This window comes from Kitasatospora gansuensis (assembly GCF_014203705.1).
GTDB classification, from domain to species: domain Bacteria; phylum Actinomycetota; class Actinomycetes; order Streptomycetales; family Streptomycetaceae; genus Kitasatospora; species Kitasatospora gansuensis.
In genome coordinates, this window is sequence record NZ_JACHJR010000001.1 from 7919138 (window position 1) to 7945755 (window position 26618).

Consider the following 26618-nt stretch of genomic DNA (forward strand, 5'->3'; position numbering starts at 1 on the left):
CGCCGCCCCGCTCGTCTGCGGGGCGGCGAGCGTTTGGCGTCGCGTCACCGACACACGCACGCCGTAGGGCGGGGAGACGCAAGGTGCGTCTCCCCGCCCTACGGGATGGGTCACTTCTTCCGGGCGAGAGTGATCCCGTCGGCCATCGTGAGCATCGAGACGTCCACGCGCGGGTCGTCGCGCAGTGACGCGTTGAGCGCCCGGATCGCGGTGGTGTCCGGGTCCTGGCGGTCCGGGTCGATCACGCGGCCGAAGAAGAGCGTGTTGTCGATGACGATCAGCCCTTCCGGACGCGTGAGTTTGAGCGCGGCCTCGTAGTACGTCCCGTAGTTGGCCTTGTCCGCGTCGATGAAGACGAGGTCGAAGGTCTCGCTGCCCCGCTCGTCCGCGAGGGCGGCGAGGCTCTGCGTCGCGTCACCGAGGCGAACGTCGATGCGTTCGCGGACTCCGGCGCGCTGCCAGTAGTCGGCGCCGATCGCCGGCCACCGGCCGTCGAGGTCCAGGGTGACGAGCGTGCCGTCCGCCGGCAGGGCACGCGCCATGCACAGCGTGCTGTAGCCGGTGAAGGTGCCGATCTCCAGCACCGATCTGGCACCCGTCAGGCCGACGAGCAGCGCCAGCAGCTGGCCCTCCTCGGCCATCACCTGCATGGCCGAGCCGGCCGGCAACCCCGCGGTCTGGGCCCGGAGTTCGGCCAGGATCGGGTCCTCCCGCAGGGACACGGCGCGGACGTAGTCGCGGATCTCCGCCGTCGCCACGATCTGATCTGCCACGGCGCGGCCTACTTCTTCCTGGCGACGCAGGCGAAGGACAGCGGGATCGGGTCACCCGGAATCCGCCAGTTGTGGTCGCCGTCCGGCACCATCAGCGGGAGCCGCTGCCGCGCGTCGTACGGAGCCTCGCGGACGCGCTCGATGGTCAGGCCGGCGCCTATCAGCGCGTTGACCACCTCTTCCACGGTCCACCGCCAGCCGTAGATGCTGTGCGTCTCCACCTCCACCTCGTCGGCGATCCGGTCGGCGTAGCTCGTGGACATCTCGTGGTGCACATGCTTGGACTGGAACAGCGAGCGGGCCACCCGCAGTTCCCCGTCGACGTCGCCCATGAGCGTGAGCATCGGGTGGATCTCCACCACCGTGAGGGTGCCACCCGGCTTGACGTACTGCGCCGCCACCTGGGCCCAGCCGGCGATGTCGGGCAGGAAGGACAGGGTGCCGTATCCGGTGAACACCATGTCGAACTGGCCGTCGAGCACCTTCGGCAGGTCGTAGAGGTTCGCCTGGACGAAACTCGCGTCGAGGTCGAGGTCCGCGGCGAGCTCGCGGGCGATGTCGATCGCCTCGTCCGAGATGTCGGTGCCGGTCACCTTCGCGCCCAGGCGGGCGAGCGAGAGCGAGTTGACGCCGATGTGGCACTGGAGTTCGAGCAGGGTCCGGCCGCGGACGTCGCCCAGCTCCTCCTGCTCCAGCTTGCGCAGCATGTTGTGGCCCTGCTTGAAGCGCTCTACGTCGTAGTACGAGGACTGCATATGCGCTCGTGCTCGCAGGTTGAAGCCTTCTCGGTTGGCCGAGATTTTGTCGAGGTCGCTCATGGAGGTCATCGTTGATTCCCTTCGGCATGGACGGGTGGGTTATGGACGGCTGGTCATGGACGGTCGCCGACGACCAGCGGGGCCAGATCGCGGCGGCTGGTCACCCCGAGCTTCTGGTAGGTGCGGCCCAGGGTGTTGTCGACGGTGCGGGCGGACAGCCCCAGCCGGTGCCCGATGGCGGGGCTGGTGAATCCGTTGGCGGCCAGCAGCGCCACGTCCCGCTCACGGCCGGTGAGTTCGGCCAGCGGGGCGGTGAGCTGCAACAGCGGGGTGGTCGCGTTTCGGCACGCGATGGCGCTGGGGGGCGTGGAAGTGTGTCGCAGCGCGGCCGCGACGGTGGCGGTCTCCGCGGCGAGCAGCTCCATCCCGAGTTCGGTGAACTCCGCCGTGGCGACGTCCAGGGCTCCGGGATCGGAGCGGGCCAACGCGGCCGCGGCGCCGGCCATGGCCGGTACGACCGGCCCCGGCACCAGGTCGGCCAGCGCGGCGAGGCGATGCCGTACGGCGTTGGGATTGCCGAGGCGGGCCACGTCGTAGCTGGCCGTGGCCTCGACGGCGTACTGGCCCAGGGCCATGGCGATGTCGGCCGCGGCGAGGGCCTGTCTGGCGGCGAGCGTGGTGTCCCCACCGGCCGCCGTGGTCCACGCCTGGCTCAGGGTCGACCACGGGAGGAACTGGCGACTCTCGGGTGCCCGGTCGGCGAGCTGCCGGGTGCCGGCCTGATCGCCGAACACGGCGAGCTCGGCCAGTCGCGGGGCCAGTCTGAGGCACGAGTTGCCGCCGCCGAACAGCAGCGAGGCGGTCTCCGCCTCGGCGATGGCGTTGGCCACGCTGGCGACCTGGCCGCGCAGGGCCAACCAGCTGCCGGCCACCGCGATGTTTCCGGCGGCCACTTCGTCCCGGTACCCGTTCTCGGCTATCCGGCACGCGTGCCGCACCTGACCGGCCATCAGCAACGCGAAACAGTGCGCGTAGCCGATCTCGGCGAACCAGGGCTGGCCCGGGTCGGGCCGGTCAACGGCCGCCGACGCCTGGTCCGGCCAGCCGGCCGGTCGGGCCGCGACCACCACGGTGGTCACCGCCGGCCGGATCGCCCCGTCGGGCACCTGCCGGTCCCGTAACTCTCCCTGGCGTGCGGCCGGTGCCGCGTGGGTACAGCCGTCCAGCAGCAGTAGGCCGGCCCAGGGTGCCTCGGTCACCGGACCGCCGAATTCGGCCGGCCCCCGGTGCGGTATCGCCGCCGCGGTCACTGCCCAGTGGGTGCAGCGTGCTGTCGGGGCGGTACCTAATCGGTGTAAGGCCGATTCGTTCGTCGGCCTTTTCTCGGCAATTAACTGCACGACAATTAACCCCCCTCTGCGTCGTAGAATGAGACCCTTCGTGCTGAGCCCACGGTCCGGTTCGGACCGTGGGTGAGTAAATTGACGTCACCAACTACAGGCAATGGTGATCCACGGGAAACGCCCTAGGCGTCGATCGCCTTTTCGATGGGGGTCCCGCCGCCGACCACCACGTAGATGCGGCCGGCGGTTTCGGGCCGGTCGATCAGCGCCACGAGCACGGCGGCGACGTCTTCCCTGGCGACCTGGTCGAACCTGGCGTGCCGGGGCGCGACCCTGTTCCCGACGGTGAGTTCGACGGTGCCGTCGCCGGCTCCGTCGGTGAGCACGCCGGGCCGCAGGACCGTCCAGTCGAGCTGGGTCCGGGCGAAGATGTGCTGTTCGGCGGCGTGCTTGGCCCGCAGGTAGACGGCGTACCCGTCACCGATGCCGCGCTCCTCGGCACAGCCCACGTTGATGGAGCTGACGTGCAAGAACCGTTGCACACCGGCCTGTTCGGCCGCGTCCATGACGAGCACGACGGCGGCCCGGTCCATCTTGTCCCGGCGTGCGGAGGTGGCGCTGTTGCCCGAGCCGGCCGAGAAGACGACGGCGTCCGCGCCGACCACGGCCGCGGCCACCTGATCGACCGTCGCGTGCTCGAGGTCGAGCACGACGGCCTCACCACCCGCCGCCCTGATGTCGTCGACGTGGCGGGGGTTGCGCACGATGCCCACGACGGAGTCGCCACGCTTGGCGAGTTGCCGGGTCAACCGCAGGGCGATCTTGCCGTGGCCGCCGGCGATGACAATCTTCATTCGATACCCTTTTCCCGAATTCGGTGCTGAGGGCGTGTAGCGCTGCCCCCGCCAAGCCTGCGCCGTGCCGAATGATCAGTGCCGGCAACTAGGCCCAGCCCGTTCATTGACGTACAAGTTCGGACAAGCAACTCATGACATCGTCATGCTGGCCGCCATGGGCGACCTCAGGCGCGTCATCCGAATGTTTCACGAGTCAAGCATCGGTCGGACCAATTGGTCAATCGTGCCAGGAGCACTGTGGCGACCACAGGTTCGTCACCCGAATGTTTACGAGTCAAGCATCGGTCACACCTATCGGTCAATCGTGCCAGGAGCACTCTCCCGGGGGTCCGGGTCGAGCGGGGGCCGTGCCGCGAGTGACCACAGGTAGCTCAGCGGCTCGCCGTCGGGCTCGTCGGTGTACTCGGCGATCAGGTCCTCGATCCGGCGGTGGAGCGACTCCACGGACTCGGGCCGCAGCCGCAGGACGCCGCGCTTGGCGCCACGGCCGGAGTCCTTGCCGGCGGCGATCAGTTCGGTGCGGTGGGCGCCGAGCACGGCCAGGTCGACCTGCTGGGCCAGGCCGGCGTCGTCGAGCGGGATGGTCAGGCCCCGGGTGCGTGCGGTGGCCCGATAGGGCCGCTGCAGTGCGCCGTGCTCACCGGTGTTGACGGGTTCGGCGACCAGGAAGTCCGTCTTCACCAGGGCGCGGACGTGACGCAGGGTGGTCGCCGGGGCGAGGTCGAGCTCGACCGACAGCTCCTTGTTGGTGAACGCACGGTCCAGGCACAGCCGCAGGATGCGCCAGCGGATCGGGTGCCCGAGTGCTTTGAGATCTTCGATCGTCGCTTCCACAACCGTGACTGTACCTTGCCAAGTCGTCACCGGTTTGGTTGAATACCATCGATTTCATATTGTGCAATCGATTGGGGGGCCTGTGATCGAGCAGCTCAGGGGCTGGGTTGGCGCCCATGACCTGGACCGCGAGCTGGCGGACTGGGTCTCCCGGCCGAGCGTGAGCCGGACCGGCGAGGGCATGGTCGAGGCCGCAGCCCACGGTCTTCGGCTGTTACGTGCCTCGGGTCTGGAGGCGCGCGAAGTCGAGACCGGTGGCTGGCCCGCGCTGGTGGGGACGGCGGACGGGCCCGGGCTGCACGTGCTGATCTACGGTCACTACGACGTGCAGCCGGCCGGGCCGCTCGAGCTGTGGACCACGCCACCGTTCGTACCGTCGATCCGTGACGGCCGGATGTACGGGCGTGGTACGGGCGACAACAAGGGGCAACATCTCGCGCAACTGCTCGGGTTACGTGCCCTGCGGGACCTGACCGGCGGATTTCCCTGCCGGGTCACGGTGTTGCTCGACGGCGAGGAAGAGATCGGCAGCCCCAACCTGGCGGTGGCGTTACGCCAGGTCGGTCAGCCCGATCTGGTGATCTGGAGCGACGGGCCGGTGCACGACTCGGGCCGGGCGACCGTGGTCCTCGGGGTACGCGGAATCCTGATGTTCGAACTGCGTGCGCGCGGCGCGAACCGGCCGCTGCACTCGGGGAACTGGGGCGGAGTCGCACCGAATCCGGCGTGGACGCTGGTCCAGCTGCTGGCCACCATGCGGTCGGCGGACGGCACCGTGACCGTGCCCGGATTCGCCGACGACGTCCCGCCGTTGACCGATGGTCAGCGGGCCGCGCTGGCGGATCTTCCGGTGGACGTGGCCGGGACGCTCGAAGCGATCGGGGCGGCCGGCCTGGAGCCGCCGATCGGGCTGGGATTCCACGAACGCCTGGCCCTGCCCACGCTGACCGTGAACTCGTTGAGCTGCGAGGACTCCGGCGACCACCGCGCGGTGATCCCCGACGTCGCCATCGCCAGATGCGAGGCGCGGCTGGTCGACGGTCAGACGCCGGACCAGGTCGCGGACGCCATCCGGCGGCACGTCGCGAAGTACGCGCCCGAGGTCGAGTTCGTGCCCGGCGCGGCGATGTCACCGTCCGTGACGTTACCCGAGACCCCTTATACGGCCACGATTTTCCGGGCGGTGGAGGAAGTACTCGGCCACCGGCCGCTGCTGGTTCCCTCGCTGGGCGGAAGCCTGCCGATCGCCGCGCTCAGCGAGGTGTTCTCCTGCCCCTGTTACGGCGTGCCGCTGGCGAACGTCGACGAGGCCAACCACGCGGCCGACGAGAACCTCGACCTCGACCTGTTCCGCCGTGGAGTCGTCGCCGCGGCGACGATCCAGCTCGCACTGGCGGCGCTCTCATGACCGTTTGGGGCGCCTGGCCCGCGAAGGAGGGCTTCGCGTACGTCAGCGACGAGTCCGGCCGGCCGCAGCCCTGGTTCCAGACCTGGGCGGGGGAGCGCCGGATGTTCCCGGTCGACGGCGCGGTCACCCGGCTGGCGTGGCGGCCCGACGAGAGCCGCCTCCTGGTGGTGGTGGACGTGACCGGCGTCCAGGACTACCGGCTGGCCGAACTCGACCCGGTCACCGGCGAGTTGGAGTGGTTGGCGGCGGAGCCCGGGGTCAGGCGCGAGATCGGCGTGCCGTACTCGAGCGCGAGCCAGCCGTACAGCCCGGACGGCCGCCTGCTCGCGTACGCGACCAGCGCGCGCGACGTCACCTGCCTCGACGTCTACGTGCGGGACCTGACGACCGGCGCGTCCAGGATGGTCCTGCAGGGCGACGACCGGTACCTGCCGATATGTTTCTCACCGGACTCCAGGTACCTGCTCGTGCTGAAGTTCCATCAGAACACCGACCAGGACCTGTTCGCCTGTGATCTCTCCACCGGCCGGACGCTGCACCTCACCCCGCACGAGGGCCCGGCGAAGTACCAGCCGGGCGGGTGGACCGAGGACGGGATCTACCTGTGCACCACCGAGGGCCGTGACTTCCTCGGTGTCGCCCTGCTCGTCCCCGGCCGGCCGTTGCAGTGGATCGCCACGCCGGACACCGACGTGGAGAACGTGATGGTGGGTCCGCAGGTCGTCTGGGCCGTGCCCGAGGACCAGCGCACGCTGCTGTGCACGTCGGAGACCACGGTCGAACTGCCCGGATTCGCCTCCCAGCCGTTCGGCTACGACGGCTTCGTGCCGCGGTTCGCCGGGGACCGGCTGCTGGCCCAGGTCGGCGCCGGCGACCGGGCGGTCGAGTTCTTCCTGGTGGACCCGGTATCCGGCGACTTAGAGCAACTCACCGACTTCAGCGCCGAGTTGCCGGACGACCTGGTCGCGCCGGAAACGGTCTGGTTCACCGGTGCGGACGGGCTGGAGATATCCGGCCTGCTGTACCGCCCGCGTTCCACGGCCGGTTCGGTCCCCGCGGTGCTGACCATCCACGGTGGTCCGGAGTGGGCCGCGCTGCCGGTCCACGACCCGGTGATCCAGCGGATGGTGCGAGCCGGAATGGCCGTGCTGGCACCGAACGTGCGCGGGTCGACCGGGCGAGGGCTGGCCTACCAGCGGCTGATCTACCGCGACTGGGGACGCGGTGACCTGGCCGACTTCGAAGCCGCCGCACGGTTCCTGCGCAGCCTGGACTGGGTGGACGGCGACCGGCTCGGTGTCCACGGGATGTCCTACGGCGGGTTCGCGGCGCTCAGTTGCCTGACGAGGCTGCCGGACCACTGGCGGGCCGGGGTCGCGATCTGCGGGCCGGTGGACCTCGAAGCGGACGTCCGGGCCCTGCCGCCGACCTGGAGCCGACGGGTCGTGGAGTGGATCGGCGACGTGGACAACCCGGCGGACCTGGCGCGGCTGAGGGCGGCGAGTCCGCTGACCCACGCGGCGGACATCCAGGCGCCGCTGCTGCTGGCCCATGCGGAAGGTGACGCCACGGTGGTCATCGGCGGCACCGAGCAGCTGTACCGGACGCTGACCGAACTGGGCAAGACCGTGCGGTTCATCCGCCTCTCCCGCGGTCATCTTCCGGACGACCGGGACGAGCGGGACGAGCTCGACGCCGCCGTCGTGCAGTGGTTCTGCGACTACCTCAAGCCGTGAGCGGCTCCCGGCTTGTTTCCCGATTCCCCTTACCGAAGGCATCCCTATGAGACCCGACCCAAGCGTCGAACCCCTGCGTTACTGACAAGTACTCGAAAAACCCGGAAGGGACAGGCACAGATAATGCCTTCTGCAGTCGCCGGCGCGGAAGCGCCACCCCGCCGACGCCTCGGCTTGATCCTGGCACTGCTGGCTTTCGCCCAGTGCATCTACGCAGTTGACTACAGCATCGTTTTCGTCGCATTGCCCGAGATCCGTACCGGTCTCGGCTTCTCCGCCCAGACCCTCCAGTGGGTCGTCAGCGGCTATGCCGTCGCGTTCGGCGGCTTCCTGCTGCTCGGCGGCCGTGCGGCCGACCTGTTCGGACGCCGCCGGATGTTCACCTTTGGCCTGTTCCTGTACGCGGTCTCCTCGCTTGCCGGAGCGCTCGCGGGTGACCCGACGACCTTGATCATCGCGCGTGCGGTGCAGGGTATCGGTGGCGCCTTCCTCGCCCCCGCAACGCTTTCACTGGTCACCACGACCTTCGCCGAAGGCCCTGAGCGCAACCGTGCGCTGGCGATCTGGGGCGGTGCCGGCGGTAGCGGCATGATCCTCGGCTCGCTGCTCGGTGGCGTGCTGACGGGTGCGTTCGGCTGGGCGTCGATCTTCTTCGCCAACGTCCCGCTCGCCGGTGGCGCCATGCTGCTCGCGTTCGCCGTCATCCCGAAGGACACCGAACTGGGGGCCTCCGGGCGCAAGTTCGACCTGCCCGGCGCGCTGACTGCGACCGTGGGTTCGACGCTGCTGGTGTTCACCCTGGTCCAGGCCCCGGTGTCGGGTTGGACTTCGCCGACGATCCTGATCACCGCGGCCATCGCGGTGGCCACGCTCGCCGCGTTCCTCACCATCGAGGGCCGCGGCCGTGACCCGCTGCTGCCGCTCCGGCTGTTCCGCAACCGCAACCTGAGCACCGGTACCGTCGTCACCTTCGTCTTCATGGGGACGTTCGGCGCGCTGCCGTACTTCTTCACCGTCTACTTCCAGACCGTGCACGGCTACTCCGCGACGAAGAGCGGTCTCGCCTTCCTGCTGCCGTGTGTCGGGGTGCTCATCGGCAACCTGTCCGGCGGGAAGCTGGCCACCCGCTTCGGGGTGCGTGCCACGTTGATCGGCGCGCTCCTGATGGGTCTCGTCGGTACCATCGCCTTCGCCTTCTCCGTCTCGGAGAGCGGTTCGTACCTGCAGCTGGTGCCGGGCGTGCTCATCCTCAGCCTCGGTCAGGGCACCATCTTCACCGCGATGTACGCGGCGGCGACCACCGGGGTCGCGGCCGAGGACCAGGGCATCGCCTCGGGTGTCGCGGCGACCGGCCAGCAGGTCGGTGCCGCGGTCGGCCTCGCCGTCCTGGTGGCGGTCGCCAACTCCGGTCACGAAGGACTGACCGGTGAGGCGTTGCGCGTCGCCACCGCCGATGGTGTGCGCTCCGCGATGTGGGCCACCGTGGCCGGCATCGTGCTGATCGTGCTGGTGGTGCTGAACTTCAGGCGGAGCGCAGCCGTTCCGGTTGTCGAGGCGTCGGAGGAGTCCGAGGAGCAGGACGGCGTGAAGTCTGCTGTCTGAGCTTCTGATCTGAATGAATAAAAGGTGATTCCACCTCGTGTTCAGCGCGCGCGGGTGGAATCACCTTTTGTTCATGTGGAGTCGATTGCACCGCTGTCACGCACACACCCGCAGGTCCCCGACACAGAAGGAGGCGCAATCCCAGTGCACCAGATCGTGAAGGTGGTCGGTGTCGGCGGTTCGAGCCGGGCCGGATCAAGCGCCGAGCAGGCCCTGCGGGTGGTACTGGACGCGGCGCAACGACGCGGCGCGTCCGTGCAGTTGATAGGGGGCCCCGAACTGGCCATGCCGCTGTACGACCCCCGGAACGGCGCCAGCACACCGCAGGCCCGACAGTTGCTGTCCGCCATAGCCGGCGCCGACGGCCTCGTGCTCGCCAGCCCCGCCTACCACGGCGGGATCTCCGGCCTGGTGAAGAACGCCCTGGACTATGTCGAGGAACTCAACAAGGACATCCGGCCCTACTTCAGCGAACGGCCGGTCGGCTGCGTGGCGGTCGCCGACGGTTGGCAGGGCGCCGTTTCCACCCTGGCCGCACTCCGCGACGTGACCCATGCACTGCGCGGCTGGCCCACATCGCTGGGCGCCGCGATCAACACGTCAGCGGCACGCTTCTCACCCGCCGGAGTATGCGAGGACACCCGTGTCCAAGGACAGCTGGAGGAAATAGCGGCGCAGGTCGTCGAGTTCGCCAGGATGCGCGTCGCGGCTGCTGCAGCTTCTCGGTGAGGTGAGGGTGCGGTGAGGTGTGGCGCTTGCCGACACCGTCACCTTCCCCCACCGATCCCTCCTCGACCGTCTGAGCGCTCCGCTCTGGATAGTCTGTCGGCATGACGGAGCACCCCGGGTTCGGCGCGATGCTGACGTGGTTGCTGGACCACGGAGAGCTCAGCGCACAGGAGTTGGCCGACCAGGCCGGGTCGACCGCAGACGAGGTCCGAGCGGTACTCGTGGGGGAGCGCCCCGGCGAGATGCTGCTCCGACGGCTTGCGCCCGCGCTGGGTTTCCGTGCTGTCGATCTGTTCGTCCTCGCGGGGCGGAAGGTCCCGGACGACCTGGCGCCGGTGGACGCCACGGCCGTGCGGTGGGTGGCGAGCACGGTGACGGATGCGGTGCGCCTCCCCGGAGCGGGACGCCGTGAACTTCTGCAGGTGATTCGCGCACTGCCGCAGGAGGAACGGCGTTCCAGCCTCGCCCCGAAGCTGCCCGTACCCCTCGCCGACGGCCCGGGCGCTCGGGTCATCCGCATGCTCCAGAACCGCAACCTGAACTGGATGGGCATGGCGAAGGTGCTTGGGTCTGTGACGCCCACCTACCTGTCGGCAGCGACCTACGGCGTGATCGGCTCCGGTCGCCAGGAACTGACCCCACGTCTGGTGACGGACTTCGCCGCCCTGTTGGGGATCGACGCCCGCGAACTGGCCGCGCTGACGGGCGTCTTCCTGCGCGAGGAGCCGCCCCCTCCCTCCCCGGAGGCCGTGGACGCCGCAGCTCTGCTGTGGGAGATGCGACGGCTGTCCGCTGTCCAAGCGCAGAACGTCTCCGAGCTCGGACGCTCGCTGCGCGAGGACTTCCACAATGGGCGGCGATCGGTCAGGGGAGCCGGCCGCGTTCGTACCTGTTGACCACCTCGTCGGTCGGGCCGTCCATGACGAGTTCGCCGGACTCCATCCAGAGGGTCCGCTCGCAGGTGGTGCGGATCGTGTTGCTGTTGTGGCTGACCAGGAACACCGTGCCTGCTGCCGCGCACAGTTGGCGGATCCGGGCCTTGCTGCGCCGGCGGAACGCCTGGTCGCCGGTGGCCAGTGCCTCGTCGATCAGCAGTACCTCGTGGGTCCGGGCGGCCGCGATGGCGAAGCGGAGTCGGGCGGCCATGCCGGAGGAGTAGGTGCGCATGGGGAGGCTGATGAAGTCGCCCTTGTCGTTGATGCCGGAGAAGTCGACGATGCCCTGGTAGGCGGACCTGGCCTGGGCCGGTGTCATCCCCATGGCCAGGCAGCCGAGGACCACGTTGCGTTCGCCGGTCAGGTTGGCCATCAGGACCGATTTCACCCCGAGCAGCGTGGGCCGGCCGCCGGTGTAGATCGCGCCGCGTGCGGTCGGGAGCAGCCCGGCGACGGCGGCCAGGAGGCTCGACTTGCCCGAGCCGTTGGAGCCGATCAGGCCGATGGAGTCACCCTTGTACGCGGTGAAACTGACGCCCCGTACGGCGTGCACCTCGGCGGTGGTCGGCGTCAGCCGGCCGGTGAGCAGCCGGTTGAGCGCCGAGGCCGCGCCGCTGCCCGCCTTCGCCGCCCGGGGTGTCCGGTAGACGACGTGGACGTCGTCGACCACCACGGTGGGCAGCCGGGTCGGCGCGGCGGCCCGAGCAGCCGTGCCGCGTTCCTGCCGAGCGTGGATCTTCTGCACCTGGCCATCCTGGCGCCCCGGGGGCGGTCGGTGGCTCAGGCGCGCGCGGCCGTTCGTGCACCACCACCAGTGCAGGCCCGGCGAAACGACGTCGAACGTGTGACGTTCCCTCAGTCCCGGCCGGTTCACCCTATGGTGCACCGCATGCCGACCATTGACCTCCAGACCCGATCCGACGAGCCGCCCGGAAGCGGCAGGGAGATCAGCACGGCCGAGCTCCGCGCACTCGTCTGCAAACGGCACGACGCGTGGTGGACGGTGCTGTTGGTGGATCCGTTGGCGCTGAGGCTGGTCCGCTGGACGGACCGGCACACCGAGGTCACCCCCGACCAGGTGACCGCGGCCGCCCTGGCCCTCGGGCTGGGCGCGGCCGGCTGCTTCGTCCAGGGCGCACCGGGCTGGGTGCTGGCCGGTTCGCTGCTGTACCACCTGAGCTTCGTCCTGGACTGCGTGGACGGGAAGTTGGCCCGGCTCCAGGAGCGCGACACGCTGTTCGGCGGCTGGGTCGACTTCGCCCTCGACCGGGCCCGGGTGGCCTACTGCGCGGTGGCACTGATGACCGGTCAGTGGCTGCACCAGGGAGACCCGTGGTACCTGGTGCTCGCCGTGGGGGTGATCTTCCTGGACATGTTCCGTTCCCTCAACGTGCTGAAGATCGATCAGATCCGGCCCGCCATGCGGGAACAGATCACCAACCACCCGGGCTCCCGCCTCGCCGGACCTCCGGTCGTCCTCGCGCAGTTGACGCACCAGGACGTGGCCCGCGCAGCCGACTGCGGCGGCACGGTCGACCTGCACCGGGGATTCCGGCACCGCTTCCCCTGGTACACCGGCTTCCGCGACCGGATGATCAAGCGCCGGATCCGCCTGCACCTGGTCAGCGGGATCGAGTTCCAGATGGCCGTGTTCATCGTCGGCCCGCTGCTGGGGCAGATCGTCGGCGTGACCCTGGCCGCCGGTGCGGCGCTGGTCGCGTTCGAGGCCGCGGTGATCTACAAACTCGTGCTCTCCTTCCGCGACTTCGACCAGGCGATGACCCGCCTGTCAGCAACGGCGCGGGCGCTGCCCGCACCGCCGGCATACGGCAGGCCGCCGCACGACACGACTTCGATCGTGTGAGGCTCCCGGAACTCCGCGCCACGGCACCTAAGGTCCTTCGCATGACGACCGCTGACCGTGCGATCCGGTCCAACGAACCACCCGGTACCTGCGAGAACATCACGGTGGCGGAGCTCAGAGAACTCGTCTGCAAGGGACGTGACTCGTGGTGGACGGTGCTCCTGGTGGACCCGGTGGCCCTGCGGCTGGTCCGCTGGACCGATCGGCACACCGAGGTCACCCCCGACCAGGTCACCTGGGCCGCCCTGGCGCTCGGGCTGGGCGCGGCCGGCTGCTTCACCCAGGGCACACCGGGCTGGCTGCTGGCCGGGGCACTGCTGTACCACCTGAGCTTCGTCCTGGACTGCGTGGACGGGAAGTTGGCCCGGCTGCAGGACCGGCGCTCGCTGTTCGGCGGCTGGCTCGACTTCGTCCTGGACCGGGTCAGGGTGGCCTGCTGCGCGCTCGCGCTGATGGGCGGTCAGTGGCTGCTCGGCGGTGACCCCGGCTATCTGGTGCTCGCCGCGCTGGTGGTCTTCCTCGACATGTTCCGCTACCTCAACGGGCTGAAGGTCGCCCAGATCCGCGCGGTGATGCGCAAGCAGATCACCGAGTACGAGGCCGCCCAGCAGGGCGATTCCCCGTTGCCTGTCGTCGAGTTGACGGAGCGTCAGCTGCCTTCGGTCGAGGCGGTCGACGTCCACCAGGGGTTCCGGCACCGCTTCCCCTGGTACGCGGAGTACCGCACGCGCCTGGTGGACCTGCGGATCCGCCCGCACCTGGTCGGTGGCATCGAGTTCCAGATGGCCGTGTTCATCGTCGGCCCGGTGCTGGGGCAGATCGTGGGCGTGACCCTGGTCACCGGTGCCGCGCTGGTGGCGTTCGAGCTGGCGCTGATCTACAAACTGCTGCTCTCCACCCGCGACTTCGACCTGACGGTGGGTCGGCTCGTCCCGGCGGGCGCCGTGCTGCCCGCACCGGCCGGCGCACCCGTCACGGAGTCCGGCGGGTGGCGAACTCCCGTCCCGGAGTGACCGGAGTGACCGGAGTGACCGGAGCGACCAGTGCCAGGCCGTTCGGCACCGGCCGCTCCTGGTGGCCGCTCGGGACGTTGACGGTCCGCAGGGCCGCCGGGCCGGTGCGCGCCATCATCTGGGTGGATCCGCCGCCGTCCAGCATGACGGCGTTGGCGGCGCCCAGGCGCTTGAGCAGCCGGGCGGTGCCGGCGACGGTCAGTCCGGCCGCGTGGGAGGACCGGCCGTCGACGGTCAGCAGCCACAGCCGACGGCCGGTACCGTCCCAGCCGAGCGCGGTGCGGGGCTCGCGGGTCTCGTACCAGTGGGTGCCAGGGAAGCGCGGGATCTCGCCCTTGCGCAGCAGCGTTCCCCGGTAGCCCAGCGCCAGCTCCCACGGCGAGCCGCCGCCTGCCTGCCCGGCCTTGAAGGAGGCGGGCGCCCCGGCCCGGACGGCGGCCAGCGCCGTCGCGGCGGGGCCGACCGCGACCAGCACGAACCCGTCCTCGGGGACCGAGCTGTTGTCCGCCCGATCGCGGACGTCCACCACGCGGCCCGCCGAGACGGTCAGTTGGCGCACCGGTCCGGGGGAGCGTACGGGGCGCGGCGCGCTGCCCCAGTCGGGGGTGTAGACCGCGAAACCCGGCTTCAGGGAGCGGCAGTTGAGGCAGTCGAGCCGGTGGGGAGTCCCGGCGACCGCGACCGCCCCGCCGAGCCGTACCCGCCCTTGGCGCAGGCGTCCCCGCGGGTCGGTGCCGACGGCCTTCACCGGTACGGCGGAGGCTTTGAGCACCTGCCCGTCACGGATGACCGGCCCCAGCGGCACCCCGCTGCCGACGATGTCGAAGAAGTCACCGTTCACCGCGGCCAGCACGCCGGGACCGCCGACCGCGGCCAGTGCCGACAGCGGCTGCCGAGCGGTCAACCTGCCGCCGAGCGGGGTGAGTTCGGCCCTAGCCACCGTCGTCTCCAGGACCCGGTAGCTCAGCCGCTGACGCGGGACCTCCGCCACCGTCAGCTGGATCCCCGAGCCCAGTGCGTACCGTTGGACGGTGGCCTGAGCCGCACCGTCCGGCAGTGCCGTGGTCAGGGCCAGCACCGTGCAGAGCAGCATCGCGCCCAGCAGGACGGGCGCGGACGGCAGCTTGCGCATGGACACGAGCCGAATGCTAGGCGATTCGGCCCACCGGTTCAGGTAGCCCATGCGGTTGGCACACGTCTGGCGGTACAGCCGGTTCGAGCCCGCTCCCCAGGGTGGGGAGCGGGCTCGGAGAGTGGTTGCCTGGTGTCAGGAGGCGGCTTCGGCCTCGACGGGCACCGGGGAGGTCGGCTTGGGCGCGGTGCCGCCGGATCCGCTCAGGAAGAACATCAGGGTCGGGACCAGGTAGACCGCCCAGGCGGTCAGCTGAAGGATCGTCGGGTCGGGCTGGAAGTTGAACACGCCCTTCAGCAGCGTGCCGTACCAGCTGTCCTTCGGGACGACCGAGGAGATGTCGAACGCCAGGTCGTTCATCCCGCCGAGCCAGCCGGCCTCCTGCAGGTCGTGGACGCCGTACGCGAGGACCCCGGCCGCGACGACGACCAGCATCGCGCCGGTCCAGGTGAAGAACTTCGCCAGGTTGATCTTCAGCGCGCCGCGGTAGAACAGCCAGCCGAGCACCACCGAGGTGAGCAGGCCGAGGATCGCGCCGGTCAGCGGGTCCCAGCCGTCGCCGGTGGCCTGGACGGCGGTCCAGATGAACAGCGCGGTCTCCAGGCCCTCCCGGCCGACGGCGAGGAACGCGGTGGCGACCAGGGCGAAGGTGCCCATGGCGAGCGCGGCGTCGAGCTTGCCGTGCAGCTCTGCCTTCAGGTGCCGGGCGGTGCGGCGCATCCAGAAGACCATCCAGGTGACCAGGCCGACGGCGATGATCGACAGCGAGCCGCCGAGCGCCTCCTGCGCCTCGAAGGTGAGCTGGGACGATCCGAACTGCAGGATCGCGCCGAACGCCATGCTGAGCACGACGGCGGCGGCGATGCCGGCCCACACCGGGGTGAGCCGGTCGCGCCGGCCGGTCTTGACCAGGTAGGCGATCAGGATGCAGACGACCAGGCTGGCTTCGAGGCCCTCGCGCAGGCCGATCAGGTAGTTGCCGAACACGGCATTCTCCTCAGGAGTCGGTGCTGCGCGGTCAGTTGACGGTGAAGGTGGCGGTCATGCCCTTGTCGGCGTGCGCGCCGATGCCGCACTTGAGGGTGTAGGTGCCGGGCACGGTGAGGGAGACGACCGCCTTGCCCTTCTGGCCGGGCTTGACCGGGGCGACCTCGCCGATCACCTTGCCGTCCGGGCCGAACAGCTCCAGCTCGTGTTCGACCGAGCCCTTGTTCTCCAGCGTGAACTCGATCCGCTCGCCGACCTTGGCGGTGAGCTTGTCCATGCCTTCGAACTCGAGCTCGTACTCCTTGGCCTCGACCTCGATCTCCCGGTCGGGCGCGCCGGTCGGCGAGGGGCTCGGCTGCGCGGTCTCGGTCACCGTGGCGGAGGCGCTCGGGGAGGCCGGGGCCGCGCTCGGGCTCGGGCTCGCCGCGTCGCCCTGGACGGTGATCCGCTTGCGGATGCCGTCGCCGGTCTGGCCCGGCTTGCAGGCGATCTCGTACGTGCCGGGGGTCAGCTTGACCGGCATGTCGCGGGACGTGCCGGGGCCGATGTTCTCGACCTCGGTGACCACCTTGGTGAAGGTGCCCTTCTGCTCGCCGTAGACGTAGACCTCGGTGGTGCGCCGGCCCTTGTTGTGGAGGGCGAAGGTGACGTCGCCGGGCTGGAAGTCGGTCTTGGCTATGTCGCAGGCGCTGTCGGTCGCGGTGATCGCGACCTTTCCGCTGTCCGCGGAAGCGGAGGAGTTCTCGGTGCCGCTGCCACAGGCCGCGACGAGCGGGAGGGCGAGCAGAGCGGCACCGAGGACGGCGAGGGTGCGGTGGGAGCGCAAGGGTTCTCCAGGCAATGGCAGGTGAGGATGCACAGCAGGAGCCACCGGTGGGCGGCCGGTGACGGTATGTCCGGCGCGGACTCTAGGGGAGATTAGCCTTGCCTAACAAGTTACTGAGCGTTAGATTTGCCCCCCGTTTGCCCAGGGCCCGGATCCGTCCCGCGCATCGCCTGTCGCCGCCGGTCCCGCCGGTCACCGGTCGTCGAAGCTGGCGAAGTACGCGGCGGCCATGTCCTCGTCGCCGTGCCCCTGGGCCGCGGCGCGGGCGAAGCGTTCGGCGCCGGCGGCGGCCAGGTCGAGGCGGACGCCGTGCTGTTGGCCGGCCTGGACGATCAGCTGGGCGTCCTTCGCGGCCGTGGTCACCGCGAAGCTCGCGGGCAACAGTCGGTCCTCCAGGACCAGGGCGGCCTTCGCGTGCAGGTAGCCCATGTCGAGCGGGCCGCCCGCGATGAGGTCGAAGAAGTCCTGCGGGTCCACGCCGAGGCCCTTGGAGAGGGCCAGCACCTCGCCCGTCGCGTTGGTGGCGGCGAGGACCCAGCTGTTGGCGACCAGCTTGAGGCGGGTGGCGCTGCCGGCCGCGCCGTCCTCGCCGGTCCACAGCGTGCGGGCGCCGACGGCGTCGAGAACCGGTGCCACGGCTGCCCGGCTCGCGGCCGGCCCGGCGGCGAGCACGGTCAGCCGACCGGCCTCGGCGGGCTCGCGGGTGCCGAGGACGGGTGCGTCGAAGAAGACCAGCCGGTGCTGCCGGGCGAAGTCGGCCAGTTCGCCAACTGCCGTCACCCCGACGGTGGTTGACTGCATCCATGCGGCACAGGGCCGCAGGGCGGGTGCGGCCTCCTGGATGACCTGGAGGGCGGCGGCGCCGTCGTGCAGCATCGTGAGGACGACGTCCGCGTCCCGTACGGCTTCGGCCGGGGTGTCGGCGATCAGGGCGCCGTCGGCGGCCAGCGGTTCGGCCTTGGCCCGGGTGCGGTTCCACGCGTGGACGGTGTGTCCGGCCCGGAGGAGGTTGCGGGCCATCGCGGCCCCCATGATGCCGGTACCGAGGACGCCGACGGTGATGGTGTCTGTCATGATCGACTCCTTCCCAGCGCTGCGCGGACCATGCCACCTGGCGGCCAGGCGGGCGGCAGGCGGGTCGGCGCGGGGGAAGCGTGGGTGATCAGGCAGACTCGGGTGCAGCACCCACGACCGAGAGGATCACGCATGATCACGTTGAAGAAGGAAGACGGCCCGGCGGACCTCGACGGGGTGACCCACCTGTCCATCGGCGTCTCCTGGGACCCGACGGTCGGGAGCAGCGGTGGGCTGATCGGCAAGCTCCGGCAGAAGGCCGGCACCGACCTCGACCTGATCGCCATCGCGATGCAGGGCGCGGAACCCGTACGGCTGGCGGGGCTGGACTCCCTGGACCCGCTGGGCAACGGCGGGTTGATACACAGTGGGGACAACCAGACCGGGCACGGCGACGGTGACGACGAGACGGTGACCGTCGACTTCTCGCGGGTCCCGGAGAACATCACGTCCATCGTGTTCATCGCCGCCGCCTACAAGAAGCGCAGCGCCTTCCAGAACGCGCGGAACATCAGCTTCAAGGTGTACGACGCGACGGGCGGCAGCTCGCAGCAGGTCGCCGACATCTGGCCCAGCATGCTGACCAACGACAACGGCTGCGCCGTGGCGAAGGCGATGCGGGTCGGCGGGAGCTGGAAGCTGCAGGTGATCAACGAGACGGGGAAGATCAAGCAGGGGGACGAGAAGGACCTGATGCGCTTCGCGGTGAGCAAGTAACCTACGCGCCCGGCGCGGGCCCCGGCGTCCCGACGGTCTTGCCGTCGGCGCCGGGCCGCGCGACACCGTCGACCGAGGTGCAGATGCCGAAGACGCGGTCGTGACCGGTCCAACCGTTGACGCGGCCACGGTTGTTGCTGATCTGCACCCGCCTCCTGGCCGGGTCCACGGCGGACACCAGGTGCAGGTACACCGTCCCGGCGACCCGCGCGAGGACGATGTCCCCGGCCTGCAGCTTCGACGGGTCGGCGGGGGTGACGACCACCTGCTGTCGGCTGCGGATCAGCGGGACCATCGAGGAGCCGGTGGGCCGGAACTCGACGGTGGCGCCGTCTGCCAGTCTGCTTGCTATTGCGTCCAACATGCCCATCCGGGGATGGTGGCAGAGGCGACCCCGGCGCCGCTCGGAATTTTCCGAGCGCGCCCGCAGGCCGGCCCTGAACTCCCGTGTGCGCTACGCCGGTTCGAGCAGCACGGCCGGCAGCACGCCGTTCACGATCAGCTCCTTCGGCAGCGAGAGCCCGAAGCGCCGTTCGACGACCCCCAGCGCGGTGCGGTGCACCTGTCGGCGGTCCAGATCGGGGGCCGGGAGACCGGCGGCGGTCAGCAGCTCCTGCAGGGGAGCGGCCGTCGCGGGGTCGCCGGTGACGCCGTCGTAGCCCCAGGAGGCGTCCAGGTGCAGATTGCAGGCAGCCAGCAGGCGGCCGTCGTGGAGGTAGGCGAAGTCGGGTGGGACCGGCTTGCCGTTCTCCTCGTCGTACTCCAGCAGGCAGAGGTGCACGCCACCCTGCGAGAGCGGTAGCAACGAGCCGAACTCGCCCGGCCAGCCGCCGTAGGCGACCGCGTACGTCCAGTCCCCGGCGCGGCCGAGGCGCAGCCCGATGCCCTCCCAGGAGCCGTCGAAGGCCTCGTCCATGAGCTCCAGCAGGTCCTCGCCGCTCTGGCGCCCGACGCCCACCGCGACGTGCTCCGGACCGTGCACGGCCGCCGCGAGGCCATCGGCGAGCCCCTGCATGTCGAGCCCGCGGGCCAGCACCACGAGGTGGCCGCCGAAGGTGATGGATCGGGGCTCGGCGAGCCAGCTGATTCCGTCTGTCATGGCAGCCATCCTGACCGGCGGCACTGACAACCGGGTGCGCGCCCGCTCGGCCAGGGTGTGCCGAGCCGGTAATGCGGTGTCGTTCCGGGGTGGCGCCCTGTCAGAATCCGGCGCATGGCAGTTCGATACCCGCGCCCCTTGCGCCCCGGTGACCGTGTCGGCATCACCTCTCCCTCCAGTGGAGTGGCGATCGGGTTGCGCGAGCGCGTCGAGGTGGCGATCCGTCAGGTGGAGGCGCGCGGGTACGAGGTGGTGGTCGGCCGGTGCATGGACGGCAGCGGCCATGTGAGCGCACCTGCGGCGGCCCGGGCGGGTGAGCTGATGTCGATGCTGACGGAGCCCGGGACCGGGGCCGTGGTGCCGCCGTGGGGCGGGGAGACGGCGATCGATCTGCTGCCCCTGCTGGACTGGGACCGCCTGCGGGAGGCCGAGCCGACCTGGCTGGTGGGCTACTCCGACCTCTCCACCCTCATGACGCCGCTGACCATCCTCACGGGTGTCGCGACCGTGCACGGCAACAACCTGATGGACACGCCCTACCGGGTGCCCGAAGGGCTGCTCTCCTGGCTCGACATCACCGCCGCGCCGTCCGGGCACCGGTTCACCCAGACCCCGCCCGAACGTCACCGCACCTCCGGCTGGGACGACTTCCAGGCCCGGCCGGAGGTGAGCGAGTTGATCCTCGACACCCCCGGCCGGTGGACCCGGCTGGACGGTGACGGCGACGTGGACGTGACCGGACGCCTCATCGGGGGCTGCATCGAGACGCTGTGCAACCTGGCCGGGACCCCCTACGGCGACACCACGGCCTTCGCCCGCGCGCACGCCCCGGAAGGGCTGCTGGTGTACGTCGAAGCAGCGGAGGACAACGCCTACACGATCTGCCGGAACCTGCACGGGATGCGGCTGGCGGGTTTCTTCGACCGGGCCAACGCGGTGATCGTCGGCCGGACCTCCGCGCCCGACGGCCGTTCGCTGACCCAGCATCAGGCCGTGCTGGACGCGCTCGGCCCGCTGGGCGTCCCGATCGTCGCCGACGTCGAGTGCGGGCACGTCCCGCCGTTCATGCCCATCGTCAACGGGGCGCGCGGCCGGCTCGTGCACACCTCGACCCGCAGCGAGCTCACCCAGACGCTGGACTGACCCGACGGTGGGTCAGGCGTCCGCTGCGGGCGGCCGGGGCGGGCTGTTGTCCAGGCGCTGGACGAGCTCGCGCAGGGCGCGGAGTTCGCGTTCCAGGGCCTGGGCGCCCTGGGAGGTGAGCAGCACCCAGGTGCGGGGGCGGCGTCCGGCGTAGCCCTTCTCGACGCTGATGAGACCGGAGTCCTCGAGGACCTTCACGTGCCGCGACAGGTTGCCGTCGGTGACCGCGAGCTGGGCCTTGAGGAAACCGAAGTCGACCCGGTCGGCCTCGCGGGCGATGGTCAGGATCCCGAGCCGCACCCGCTGGTGGACGGTGTCGTCGAGGGTGTTGGTCGGATGCAGCTCGTCCTCGTGCTGCGGGTCTGCGTCCCCGGTGGTCATGGGGCGACCGTACTCGATGCGGCGGGCGCGTCGAGCCGTCGGTCGGCCGTCCGCCGGGCGAACGCGGCGGCCAGCAGGACCGCCGCCAGCAGCAGCGCCTTGACCTGCGGGCCGTCGGCCCAGCCGGGCTGCGGCTCGTGCACCCAGGGCAGCAAGCCGGTCCCCGGGTCCGCCGCCACGTACGCGGCGAGCAGTGCGCTGTGCGCGACGCCGGCCGCGGCGGTGATCCAGCTGCGTTCGACCAGCCCGAGTGCCAGGAGCCCGACGCCGACCAGGTACCAGGGCGAGGCGTAGCCGTTCTCCAGGATGTCCATGACGCGGTGCTGGTTGCGGACCAGCAGCAGCCCGGCGAGGGCGGCGAGGACCACGACGGTGGCGCCGCCGACGGCGAACAGCCAGGTGGTGCGGCGCGGCACGATCCCGCGGGACTCCCCGCGCAGGCGGTACCAGCGGGCCGCGGCGGCCCAGGCCAGCGGGAGGACGGCGAACCAGATCCCCCAGTAGACGAACTTGAGGACCGAGCCGTCGAACTCCTGGGAGCTGCACGGAGCTTCCGGCGCGTGCGTGACGCACAGTTCGGTCAACTCGGCGTAGGCGAAGACCGGGTAGACCGAGACGTCGCGTCCGTCGGCACCGAAGTTGAACGCGTGGCGGGCGATGGGCACCGCCGCGAGCGCGAGCAGTCCGAACCCGAGCAGGACCGCCCAGGCGCCGCCGGTCCGGGCGCGGACCCGGGTGCGGAGTTCGTCGGTCCTGGCCAGTAGCTGTTCGGCTGCCGCCCGGTCGTTGTCGGTCACTGCAGGTGCCCCCATGGTGTGCCCCTCCGTTGTGTGCTTCCTGATGCAATGTACTTTGCATCGCAAAGTTCATTGCCGTCAAGAGCTTCTGACGGACCGTGAGATCAGCCGTGCGTCGGCTACGTGGCGGACGGCCCGGCGGTCGCCGCCCGTGCGGCGGCCGCCGCCTCCAACAGGGACCTGTACGGCCGAACTCGCCGCCCGCTACCCCGGCATCGGGGTGGAGACCGAGCCGATCTTCGTGCGGGACGGCCGGTTGCTCCCGACGCGGATCTCGGGGTCGAGGCGCTCGCCCGGCGGGCCGGGCGCTCCCCGCGCCACTTCACCCGCGCCCTCACCGCCGAGACCGGCACGCCGCCCGGCCGCTTCGTCGACCGGACCCGGCTGGAGACCGCGCGGCGGCTGCCGGAGGACACCCGGGACAGCGTCGAGCACGTCGCCGCCCGGTCCGGCTACCCCTCCCAGGAGGCGATGCGCCGCGCGTTCCAGCGGGCGACGGGCCTGTCGCCGGTGCAGTACCGCAACCGGTTCTGAACTGCCTGCCTGCTGATGGACCATCAGACAGAGCGCGCCGTACTCACCGTTTGACGATCAGATCCAGCACCTCCGCAAGACGGCCCTTGACCGCCTCGCGGTGGGGGAGGGCCCGCGGGGCCGACGCGGCGCTCGGCCGTACGCCCCGGTCGGCGAGGACGTAGAGCAGGCGCAGCGTCCGCAGGCAGTTGGAGAGGTGGGCGGGCACCGGGACGCCGATCCGGCCGGTGCCGGTGCCGAAGCGGGTCCCGATCGCGGTCAGCCAGGCCGTCGCGTCGTGCTCGGACAGGTCGGGCCGGGTGAGGATCCGGGCGATCGCCCGGGCCAGCCGGTCGTCCTCCAGCTGGTCGAAGACGTGGTCGGTGGGCGCCGTCAGCCGCGCGGCGGCGAGGTCCAGCATGCGTACCGGTGACACCTTGCGGTGGCGGCCGAACCGGTCCAGCAGGTCCGCGCCGTGCGCGACCGCGTGGAGCCAGCCGAGCTGCTCGTCGTGGCCGCGCAGGTCCTGCTCGGTCGGGTACCACCGCTCGAAGGAGTCCACCCAGCCGGGCCGGAAGTCACCCTTCTCCACCAGCATGTCGAGCACGAGGGGGGCGAACGTGCGGGCCTGGATCTCCGGGTCGAGGAAGCGGGCGGCCATCTCGTCACCCAGCGCCAGCCGCCGGGGTGCGTCGATCACCCCGCGGGCTATCCAGGTGGCGAGCACGGAGTAGGCCGCACCGTCCCGGACCAGCGGATCGGGGTCGGCCAAGGCGCGCGAGAGAGCCCGGGTCAGTTCTTCCAGGGGGCGGTCGGTGGGTACGGCACAGTCTGCGGCTTCGATCCTGCTCCAGTCGATCACGGCGGCAGGATAGACCGCCGGTGCGGCGGCACGCCGTGCATTTGGGTCCGGGGAACTGCGGCTGACCGTCCGTCAGCCCGGCCGGGCCACCGGACGCCGGGTCAGGTCCGGTAGCGGCCCGAGGATGTCGTCGAAGTCGGGCGAGTGGGTCTCCAGGCGCAGGAAGCGCGCGAAACGTTCGTGGGTCAGGTGCCGCAGCCGTTCGATGGCTTGGTGGCGGGTGCAGCCGTGCTGGTCCTCCAGGATGAGGAGGAGGTTGTTGGCCCGGTCGCCGCGGGCCGCTTCCTTGCGGAGGGCACAGGAACACACCGTGTGCCGACCTCTATCCTGACTGCCGACTCCGCGCGCGCCGGGCGTACGGTGGGCGGTTCACCCGCGCGGGTCGGCGTGGGTGGTGGTGCCGGGGACGGTACGGGTGGTCAACTCGGGTGCGGGCGAAGCGGAGTAGCCCCATCCGGAGGAGTACCTGTGATCCGTCGCGCGTCGACCCTCACGCTGGCCGTGGCCCTCAGCGGTGCCGCACTGTTCGCCGGGAGCGCTCCGGCCACGGCGGCAGGCGGCACCGTCACCTGTGACGTCGCCGCCATGGGCGCGCAAGCCGCCCACCTGCGGGCGCAGGGGCGGTACTCCGAGGCGCAGGCCGTCGAGCGGCGGATCCGGGCCTGCGAGGACGCGGAGAACAACAACAGCGGTCCGCTCTGGCACTGAGACGGCGGCCGGTGTTCAACTCGCCACCCGCCCACCGAGGTTGGTGCGAGAGCTCAACGGGTGACCCCGCCGACGCGGACCGGCGTCGGCGGGGTCACCCTCGGGCGGGTCAGGCGGTCATGCCGCCGTCGACGGTCCAGTCGCTGCCGGTGACGTAGCGGGCAGCCGGGGAGGAAAGGAAGACGACGGTCGCGGCTATGTCGTCGGGGGTCCCGTAGTGGCCGAGGGCGGTCAGGGGGGTGACGACGTCGGCGAACTCGCCGTCGGCGGGGTTCATGTCGGTGTCGACGGGGCCGGGCAGGACGTTGTTGACGGTGATGCCGCGTGGGCCGAGCTCTCGGGCCAGGGCGCGGGTGAGCCCGGACACGGCGGCCTTGGAGGCCGCGTAGATCGACAGGCCCGGGAAAGGGGAGACGTCTCCGTTGACGCTGCCGATGTTGATGATCCGGGAGCCCTTGGTGAGGTGGGGTTCGGCGGCCTTGACGGCGGCGAAGATCCCCCGGACGTTGACCGAGAACATGTCGTCGAAGTCGTCGAGGGTCAATTCGGACAGCGGCGCGAAGCGGCCGACCCCGGCGTTGTTGACGAGGATGTCGAGCGAGCCGAAGGTCTCGACGGTGGCGGCCACGGCCGCCGCCAGGGCGTCGGCGTCGGAGCTGTCGGCGGGCAGTGCGACGACTTGCGGGCCGAGCTCACCGGCGAGGGCCTCCGCCTTCTCCTTCGAGGAGCTGTAGGTGAAGGCGACGGCCGCACCGGCCGCCGCCAGCTGACGGACGATCGCCGCTCCGATACCCCGAGAGCCGCCGGTGACCAGGGCCGTCTTCCCCGCGAGCTGCTGAGTCATGGTCTGCTCCTCAATCGAACCGAACTGTTCGGTTACGTAGTCTGAGTGGCCACAACTCCGGCTGCTCGCGGCTCTATTCCGAGAGTCATCGAACAACATGTGACGACATACCGCCGTCACAAACCGATGCTAACGGTCGGTCAGCGGGAGTGCCGGGAAGACGTGGTCCTGCCACAGCAGCCTGGAGGTCTCCTCCGGGTAGGCGGTGACCGTTGACGGTGTGTCGAGGAGCTGGACCAGGCGCCGTTCGAGGTCGTACGCGGGCCAGCCGGGGTCACCGTCGGCCGCGAACGCCGTCCACGCGGCGCGGATCCGCCCGGACAGCGCCTCCGCCTCCGGGAAGGGGGGTTCCCCGATCAGCATGGCAGGCTGACCGCTGGTCAGGTTGCCGAAGACGAGCGGCACGTCGAGGCCGTGGCAGGCGCCGAGCGCGCCGTCCATGGCCGGGGCGGGCCAGGTCAGCTCGTAGACGTGGGTCCGGCCGCCGGCGGCGGTGTGCGCGTGCGCGAGGTGGAGGGTCGGCATCCGGAACAGCCAGTCGGCGTTGACCAGTTCGTACAGCTGCTCCGGGCCCGCGGCCGGGAAGCCCGTACGGTACCGCTGCGCGCCGTCCGGGCCGGGGGCGAGTTCGCGCAGGGCGGTCTCGGCCTGATCCTGCGTCACCTGGCCGAGTACGCCGTCGATCAGGCTGAACAGCCGGTGCTCGTCGCGGACATGGCCGACCAGGAGCTCGGTGTCCCGGCCGGCGCCGTCGGCCAGCGCCCGCCAGGGCGTGGTCGGCAGGACCTCACCGTCGACGACGGGGGCGAACGGGATCGGGCGGTGGGTGATCCGCCCCCAGCGCTCCCGCCACCGGCTGATCTTCGCGGCGACCGCGTCACCGGCGGCGGGCAGCCGGGACGGGGCCACCGTGGACAGGTCGGCCACCGTGGGCCGCAGCCCCAGTTCGGCGGCGCAGGCGGCGGCGATGTCGGCGGCCAGCTCGGGCGAGAAGAAGGTACCCGGCATGCTCTGCACGACGGCCCGGCGGACGAGCCCGGCCGCGCTCGGCATGGCCAGCAGCGCGGCGACCGAACCGCCGCCCGCCGACTGGCCGAAGACCGTGACCCGGTCGGGATCGCCGCCGAACGCCCGGATGTTGTCGCGCACCCACCGCAGGGCGGCGACCTGGTCGAGCAGGCCCCGGTTGGCGGGGGCGCCGTCGAGCTGCGCGAACCCCTCGATACCCAGCCGGTAGTTGAGCGTTACGACGACCGCGCCGCCCGCGGCCAGGCGGCCGCCGTCGAACTCCGGAAGGCTGGAAGTGCCGATCACGTAGGCGCCGCCGGGGATCCACACCAGGACGGGCAGACCCGCGCCCGGGGCCGGGTCGGGTGACCAGACGTTGACGGTCAGCCAGTCGTCACCGGCCGTCCCCGCCGCCGGCGCGTCCATGCCGAACACCCCGGCCTGCGGGGGCGGCGGGCCGTACGACACGGCCGCCCGTACCCCGTCCCAGCTGCGTACCGGCTGCGGTGCGGCGAACCGGAGCGCACCGACCGGCGGTTCGGCGAACGGGATGCCGCGGAAGACCGTCAGACCCGCCTCCCGGCTGCCCCGCAGGGCTCCGGCCGTCGTACGGACTTCGGGACCGGGCTCGGACGGCTTGGACGCGGTGACGGTCACGGCGGCTTCCTCTCCAGC

At 70.9% G+C, this 26618-nt stretch carries 28 protein-coding genes and 1 pseudogene; 11 read left to right on the forward strand and 18 right to left on the reverse strand.

The features are described from left to right. Positions 1-110 precede the first annotated feature (110 nt). The 5 genes from F4556_RS35605 to F4556_RS35625 form a co-directional block, all read right to left on the reverse strand. Entirely contained in the window at positions 111-773 is a 663-nt protein-coding gene (locus tag F4556_RS35605) for an O-methyltransferase (RefSeq protein WP_184923618.1), read from the reverse strand. An 8-nt stretch (positions 774-781) separates the two neighbouring features. Next, a complete protein-coding gene (locus tag F4556_RS35610; RefSeq protein WP_221503778.1) occupies positions 782-1591 on the reverse strand; it encodes a class I SAM-dependent methyltransferase in 810 nt (269 codons plus the stop codon). A gap of 53 nt (positions 1592-1644) precedes the next feature. After that, complete coding sequence (locus F4556_RS39640; RefSeq protein ID WP_184923620.1) at positions 1645-2790, reverse strand: helix-turn-helix transcriptional regulator; 1146 nt, start codon at positions 2788-2790, stop codon at positions 1645-1647. Between the two features lie 266 nt (positions 2791-3056). After that, on the reverse strand, positions 3057-3728 hold the full coding sequence (locus F4556_RS35620) for an NAD(P)H-binding protein (protein WP_184923622.1): 672 nt from the start codon (positions 3726-3728) through the stop codon (positions 3057-3059). Positions 3729-4022: 294 nt separating this feature from the next. Further along, positions 4023-4565, reverse strand: a complete 543-nt coding sequence (locus F4556_RS35625) for a winged helix-turn-helix domain-containing protein (RefSeq protein ID WP_221503779.1) — start codon at positions 4563-4565, stop codon at positions 4023-4025. 4 nt (positions 4566-4569) lie between these two features. Between F4556_RS35625 and F4556_RS35630 the strand changes: the two genes are divergently transcribed. From F4556_RS35630 to F4556_RS35650, 5 genes are all read left to right on the forward strand, one after another. Beyond that, on the forward strand, positions 4570-5973 hold the full coding sequence (locus tag F4556_RS35630; protein ID WP_221503780.1) for a M20/M25/M40 family metallo-hydrolase: 1404 nt from the start codon (positions 4570-4572) through the stop codon (positions 5971-5973). Beyond that, positions 5970-7709 (forward strand): S9 family peptidase, encoded by a 1740-nt coding sequence (locus tag F4556_RS35635; RefSeq protein ID WP_184923627.1) that lies wholly within the window; start codon positions 5970-5972, stop codon positions 7707-7709. Before F4556_RS35630 ends, F4556_RS35635 begins: the two co-directional genes overlap by 4 nt. 12 nt (positions 7710-7721) lie before the next feature. After that, positions 7722-9311, forward strand: a complete 1590-nt coding sequence (locus F4556_RS35640; RefSeq protein ID WP_246511184.1) for an MFS transporter — start codon at positions 7722-7724, stop codon at positions 9309-9311. 144 nt (positions 9312-9455) lie between these two features. Continuing rightward, the gene (locus F4556_RS35645; protein ID WP_184923629.1) at positions 9456-10040 is read left to right on the forward strand and encodes an NADPH-dependent FMN reductase; all 585 of its coding nucleotides are present in this window, start codon (positions 9456-9458) and stop codon (positions 10038-10040) included. A gap of 101 nt (positions 10041-10141) precedes the next feature. After that, positions 10142-10936, forward strand: coding sequence for a hypothetical protein (locus F4556_RS35650; RefSeq protein ID WP_184923631.1), 795 nt, complete (start codon positions 10142-10144; stop codon positions 10934-10936). Here F4556_RS35650 and F4556_RS35655 read toward each other — a convergent pair. Next, positions 10905-11711, reverse strand: coding sequence for an ABC transporter ATP-binding protein (locus F4556_RS35655; RefSeq protein ID WP_184925738.1), 807 nt, complete (start codon positions 11709-11711; stop codon positions 10905-10907). The two genes, F4556_RS35650 and F4556_RS35655, sit on opposite strands and share 32 nt — an antisense overlap. 153 nt (positions 11712-11864) lie before the next feature. Here F4556_RS35655 and F4556_RS35660 point away from each other — a divergent pair, with 153 nt between their 5' ends. Together F4556_RS35660 and F4556_RS35665 are read left to right on the forward strand one after the other, a co-directional pair. Then, entirely contained in the window at positions 11865-12839 is a 975-nt protein-coding gene (locus F4556_RS35660; protein ID WP_184923633.1) for a CDP-alcohol phosphatidyltransferase family protein, read from the forward strand. Between the two features lie 41 nt (positions 12840-12880). Further along, a complete protein-coding gene (locus F4556_RS35665) occupies positions 12881-13852 on the forward strand; it encodes a CDP-alcohol phosphatidyltransferase family protein (RefSeq protein ID WP_184923635.1) in 972 nt (323 codons plus the stop codon). On the opposite strand, the gene F4556_RS35670 is transcribed toward F4556_RS35665, so the two are convergent. The 4 genes from F4556_RS35670 to F4556_RS35685 all read right to left on the reverse strand — a co-directional run bounded on the left by F4556_RS35670 (position 13812) and on the right by F4556_RS35685 (position 17871). Continuing rightward, a complete protein-coding gene (locus tag F4556_RS35670) occupies positions 13812-14984 on the reverse strand; it encodes a phosphodiester glycosidase family protein (protein ID WP_246512013.1) in 1173 nt (390 codons plus the stop codon). The two genes, F4556_RS35665 and F4556_RS35670, sit on opposite strands and share 41 nt — an antisense overlap. Positions 14985-15119: 135 nt before the next feature. Continuing rightward, a complete protein-coding gene (gene efeU / locus F4556_RS35675) occupies positions 15120-15971 on the reverse strand; it encodes an iron uptake transporter permease EfeU (RefSeq protein ID WP_184923640.1) in 852 nt (283 codons plus the stop codon). A 31-nt stretch (positions 15972-16002) separates the two neighbouring features. After that, positions 16003-16797: a cupredoxin domain-containing protein gene (locus tag F4556_RS35680; protein ID WP_184923642.1), complete on the reverse strand. Its 795-nt coding sequence runs from the start codon at positions 16795-16797 to the stop codon at positions 16003-16005. Positions 16798-16989: 192 nt separating this feature from the next. Further along, positions 16990-17871: an NAD(P)-dependent oxidoreductase gene (locus tag F4556_RS35685; RefSeq protein WP_184923644.1), complete on the reverse strand. Its 882-nt coding sequence runs from the start codon at positions 17869-17871 to the stop codon at positions 16990-16992. 132 nt (positions 17872-18003) lie between these two features. Between F4556_RS35685 and F4556_RS35690 the strand changes: the two genes are divergently transcribed. After that, entirely contained in the window at positions 18004-18588 is a 585-nt protein-coding gene (locus tag F4556_RS35690; RefSeq protein ID WP_184923645.1) for a TerD family protein, read from the forward strand. A gap of 1 nt (position 18589) precedes the next feature. Here the strand turns inward: F4556_RS35690 and F4556_RS35695 are convergent, their stop codons facing one another. Together F4556_RS35695 and F4556_RS35700 are read right to left on the reverse strand one after the other, a co-directional pair. Then, positions 18590-18958: a S24/S26 family peptidase gene (locus F4556_RS35695; RefSeq protein ID WP_184923647.1), complete on the reverse strand. Its 369-nt coding sequence runs from the start codon at positions 18956-18958 to the stop codon at positions 18590-18592. 84 nt (positions 18959-19042) lie between these two features. Then, positions 19043-19687 (reverse strand): hypothetical protein, encoded by a 645-nt coding sequence (locus tag F4556_RS35700; RefSeq protein ID WP_184923650.1) that lies wholly within the window; start codon positions 19685-19687, stop codon positions 19043-19045. Positions 19688-19801: 114 nt separating this feature from the next. On the opposite strand from F4556_RS35700, the gene F4556_RS35705 reads away from it, so the two are divergent. Next, entirely contained in the window at positions 19802-20830 is a 1029-nt protein-coding gene (locus tag F4556_RS35705; protein ID WP_184923652.1) for a S66 family peptidase, read from the forward strand. A gap of 12 nt (positions 20831-20842) precedes the next feature. Here the strand turns inward: F4556_RS35705 and F4556_RS35710 are convergent, their stop codons facing one another. Together F4556_RS35710 and F4556_RS35715 are read right to left on the reverse strand one after the other, a co-directional pair. Beyond that, the gene (locus tag F4556_RS35710; RefSeq protein ID WP_184923654.1) at positions 20843-21211 is read right to left on the reverse strand and encodes a winged helix-turn-helix domain-containing protein; all 369 of its coding nucleotides are present in this window, start codon (positions 21209-21211) and stop codon (positions 20843-20845) included. Then, positions 21208-22023: a hypothetical protein gene (locus F4556_RS35715; protein WP_246511185.1), complete on the reverse strand. Its 816-nt coding sequence runs from the start codon at positions 22021-22023 to the stop codon at positions 21208-21210. The genes F4556_RS35710 and F4556_RS35715 overlap by 4 nt, the downstream gene beginning before the upstream one ends. 246 nt (positions 22024-22269) lie before the next feature. Between F4556_RS35715 and F4556_RS35720 the strand changes: the two are divergent. Beyond that, a pseudogene (locus tag F4556_RS35720) lies at positions 22270-22542 on the forward strand (helix-turn-helix domain-containing protein); the annotation flags it as partial. A 43-nt stretch (positions 22543-22585) separates the two neighbouring features. On the opposite strand, the gene F4556_RS35725 reads toward F4556_RS35720, so the two are convergent. Both F4556_RS35725 and F4556_RS35730 read right to left on the reverse strand, forming a co-directional pair. Then, positions 22586-23383 (reverse strand): DUF2785 domain-containing protein, encoded by a 798-nt coding sequence (locus tag F4556_RS35725; protein WP_184923657.1) that lies wholly within the window; start codon positions 23381-23383, stop codon positions 22586-22588. A gap of 72 nt (positions 23384-23455) precedes the next feature. Next, a complete protein-coding gene (locus tag F4556_RS35730) occupies positions 23456-23692 on the reverse strand; it encodes a terpene synthase family protein (protein WP_184923659.1) in 237 nt (78 codons plus the stop codon). Between the two features lie 159 nt (positions 23693-23851). Here F4556_RS35730 and F4556_RS35735 point away from each other — a divergent pair, with 159 nt between their 5' ends. Beyond that, positions 23852-24091: a hypothetical protein gene (locus F4556_RS35735; protein WP_184923661.1), complete on the forward strand. Its 240-nt coding sequence runs from the start codon at positions 23852-23854 to the stop codon at positions 24089-24091. A gap of 109 nt (positions 24092-24200) precedes the next feature. Here F4556_RS35735 and F4556_RS35740 read toward each other — a convergent pair whose 3' ends face one another. Both F4556_RS35740 and F4556_RS35745 read right to left on the reverse strand, forming a co-directional pair. Then, complete coding sequence (locus tag F4556_RS35740; protein WP_184923663.1) at positions 24201-24935, reverse strand: 3-oxoacyl-ACP reductase family protein; 735 nt, start codon at positions 24933-24935, stop codon at positions 24201-24203. Between the two features lie 129 nt (positions 24936-25064). After that, positions 25065-26600 (reverse strand): carboxylesterase/lipase family protein, encoded by a 1536-nt coding sequence (locus F4556_RS35745; RefSeq protein WP_184923665.1) that lies wholly within the window; start codon positions 26598-26600, stop codon positions 25065-25067. Positions 26601-26618: the final 18 nt, after the last annotated feature.

What these genes read in the sequence shown, in the direction of transcription:
- F4556_RS35705 (WP_184923652.1), top strand. Translation starts at nt 19,802, where the DNA reads ATGGCAGTTCGATACCCGCGCCCCTTGCGCCCCGGTGACCGTGTCGGC.
- F4556_RS35670 (WP_246512013.1), bottom strand. Translation starts at nt 14,984, where the DNA reads ATGCGCAAGCTGCCGTCCGCGCCCGTCCTGCTGGGCGCGATGCTGCTC.
- F4556_RS35650 (WP_184923631.1), top strand. Translation starts at nt 10,142, where the DNA reads ATGACGGAGCACCCCGGGTTCGGCGCGATGCTGACGTGGTTGCTGGAC.
- F4556_RS35610 (WP_221503778.1), bottom strand. Translation starts at nt 1,591, where the DNA reads ATGAGCGACCTCGACAAAATCTCGGCCAACCGAGAAGGCTTCAACCTG.
- F4556_RS35635 (WP_184923627.1), top strand. Translation starts at nt 5,970, where the DNA reads ATGACCGTTTGGGGCGCCTGGCCCGCGAAGGAGGGCTTCGCGTACGTC.
- F4556_RS35710 (WP_184923654.1), bottom strand. Translation starts at nt 21,211, where the DNA reads ATGACCACCGGGGACGCAGACCCGCAGCACGAGGACGAGCTGCATCCG.
- F4556_RS35740 (WP_184923663.1), bottom strand. Translation starts at nt 24,935, where the DNA reads ATGACTCAGCAGCTCGCGGGGAAGACGGCCCTGGTCACCGGCGGCTCT.
- F4556_RS35660 (WP_184923633.1), top strand. Translation starts at nt 11,865, where the DNA reads ATGCCGACCATTGACCTCCAGACCCGATCCGACGAGCCGCCCGGAAGC.
- F4556_RS35700 (WP_184923650.1), bottom strand. Translation starts at nt 19,687, where the DNA reads ATGACAGACGGAATCAGCTGGCTCGCCGAGCCCCGATCCATCACCTTC.
- F4556_RS35715 (WP_246511185.1), bottom strand. Translation starts at nt 22,023, where the DNA reads ATGGGGGCACCTGCAGTGACCGACAACGACCGGGCGGCAGCCGAACAG.
- F4556_RS35620 (WP_184923622.1), bottom strand. Translation starts at nt 3,728, where the DNA reads ATGAAGATTGTCATCGCCGGCGGCCACGGCAAGATCGCCCTGCGGTTG.
- F4556_RS35665 (WP_184923635.1), top strand. Translation starts at nt 12,881, where the DNA reads ATGACGACCGCTGACCGTGCGATCCGGTCCAACGAACCACCCGGTACC.
- F4556_RS35690 (WP_184923645.1), top strand. Translation starts at nt 18,004, where the DNA reads ATGATCACGTTGAAGAAGGAAGACGGCCCGGCGGACCTCGACGGGGTG.
- F4556_RS35685 (WP_184923644.1), bottom strand. Translation starts at nt 17,871, where the DNA reads ATGACAGACACCATCACCGTCGGCGTCCTCGGTACCGGCATCATGGGG.
- F4556_RS35695 (WP_184923647.1), bottom strand. Translation starts at nt 18,958, where the DNA reads ATGGGCATGTTGGACGCAATAGCAAGCAGACTGGCAGACGGCGCCACC.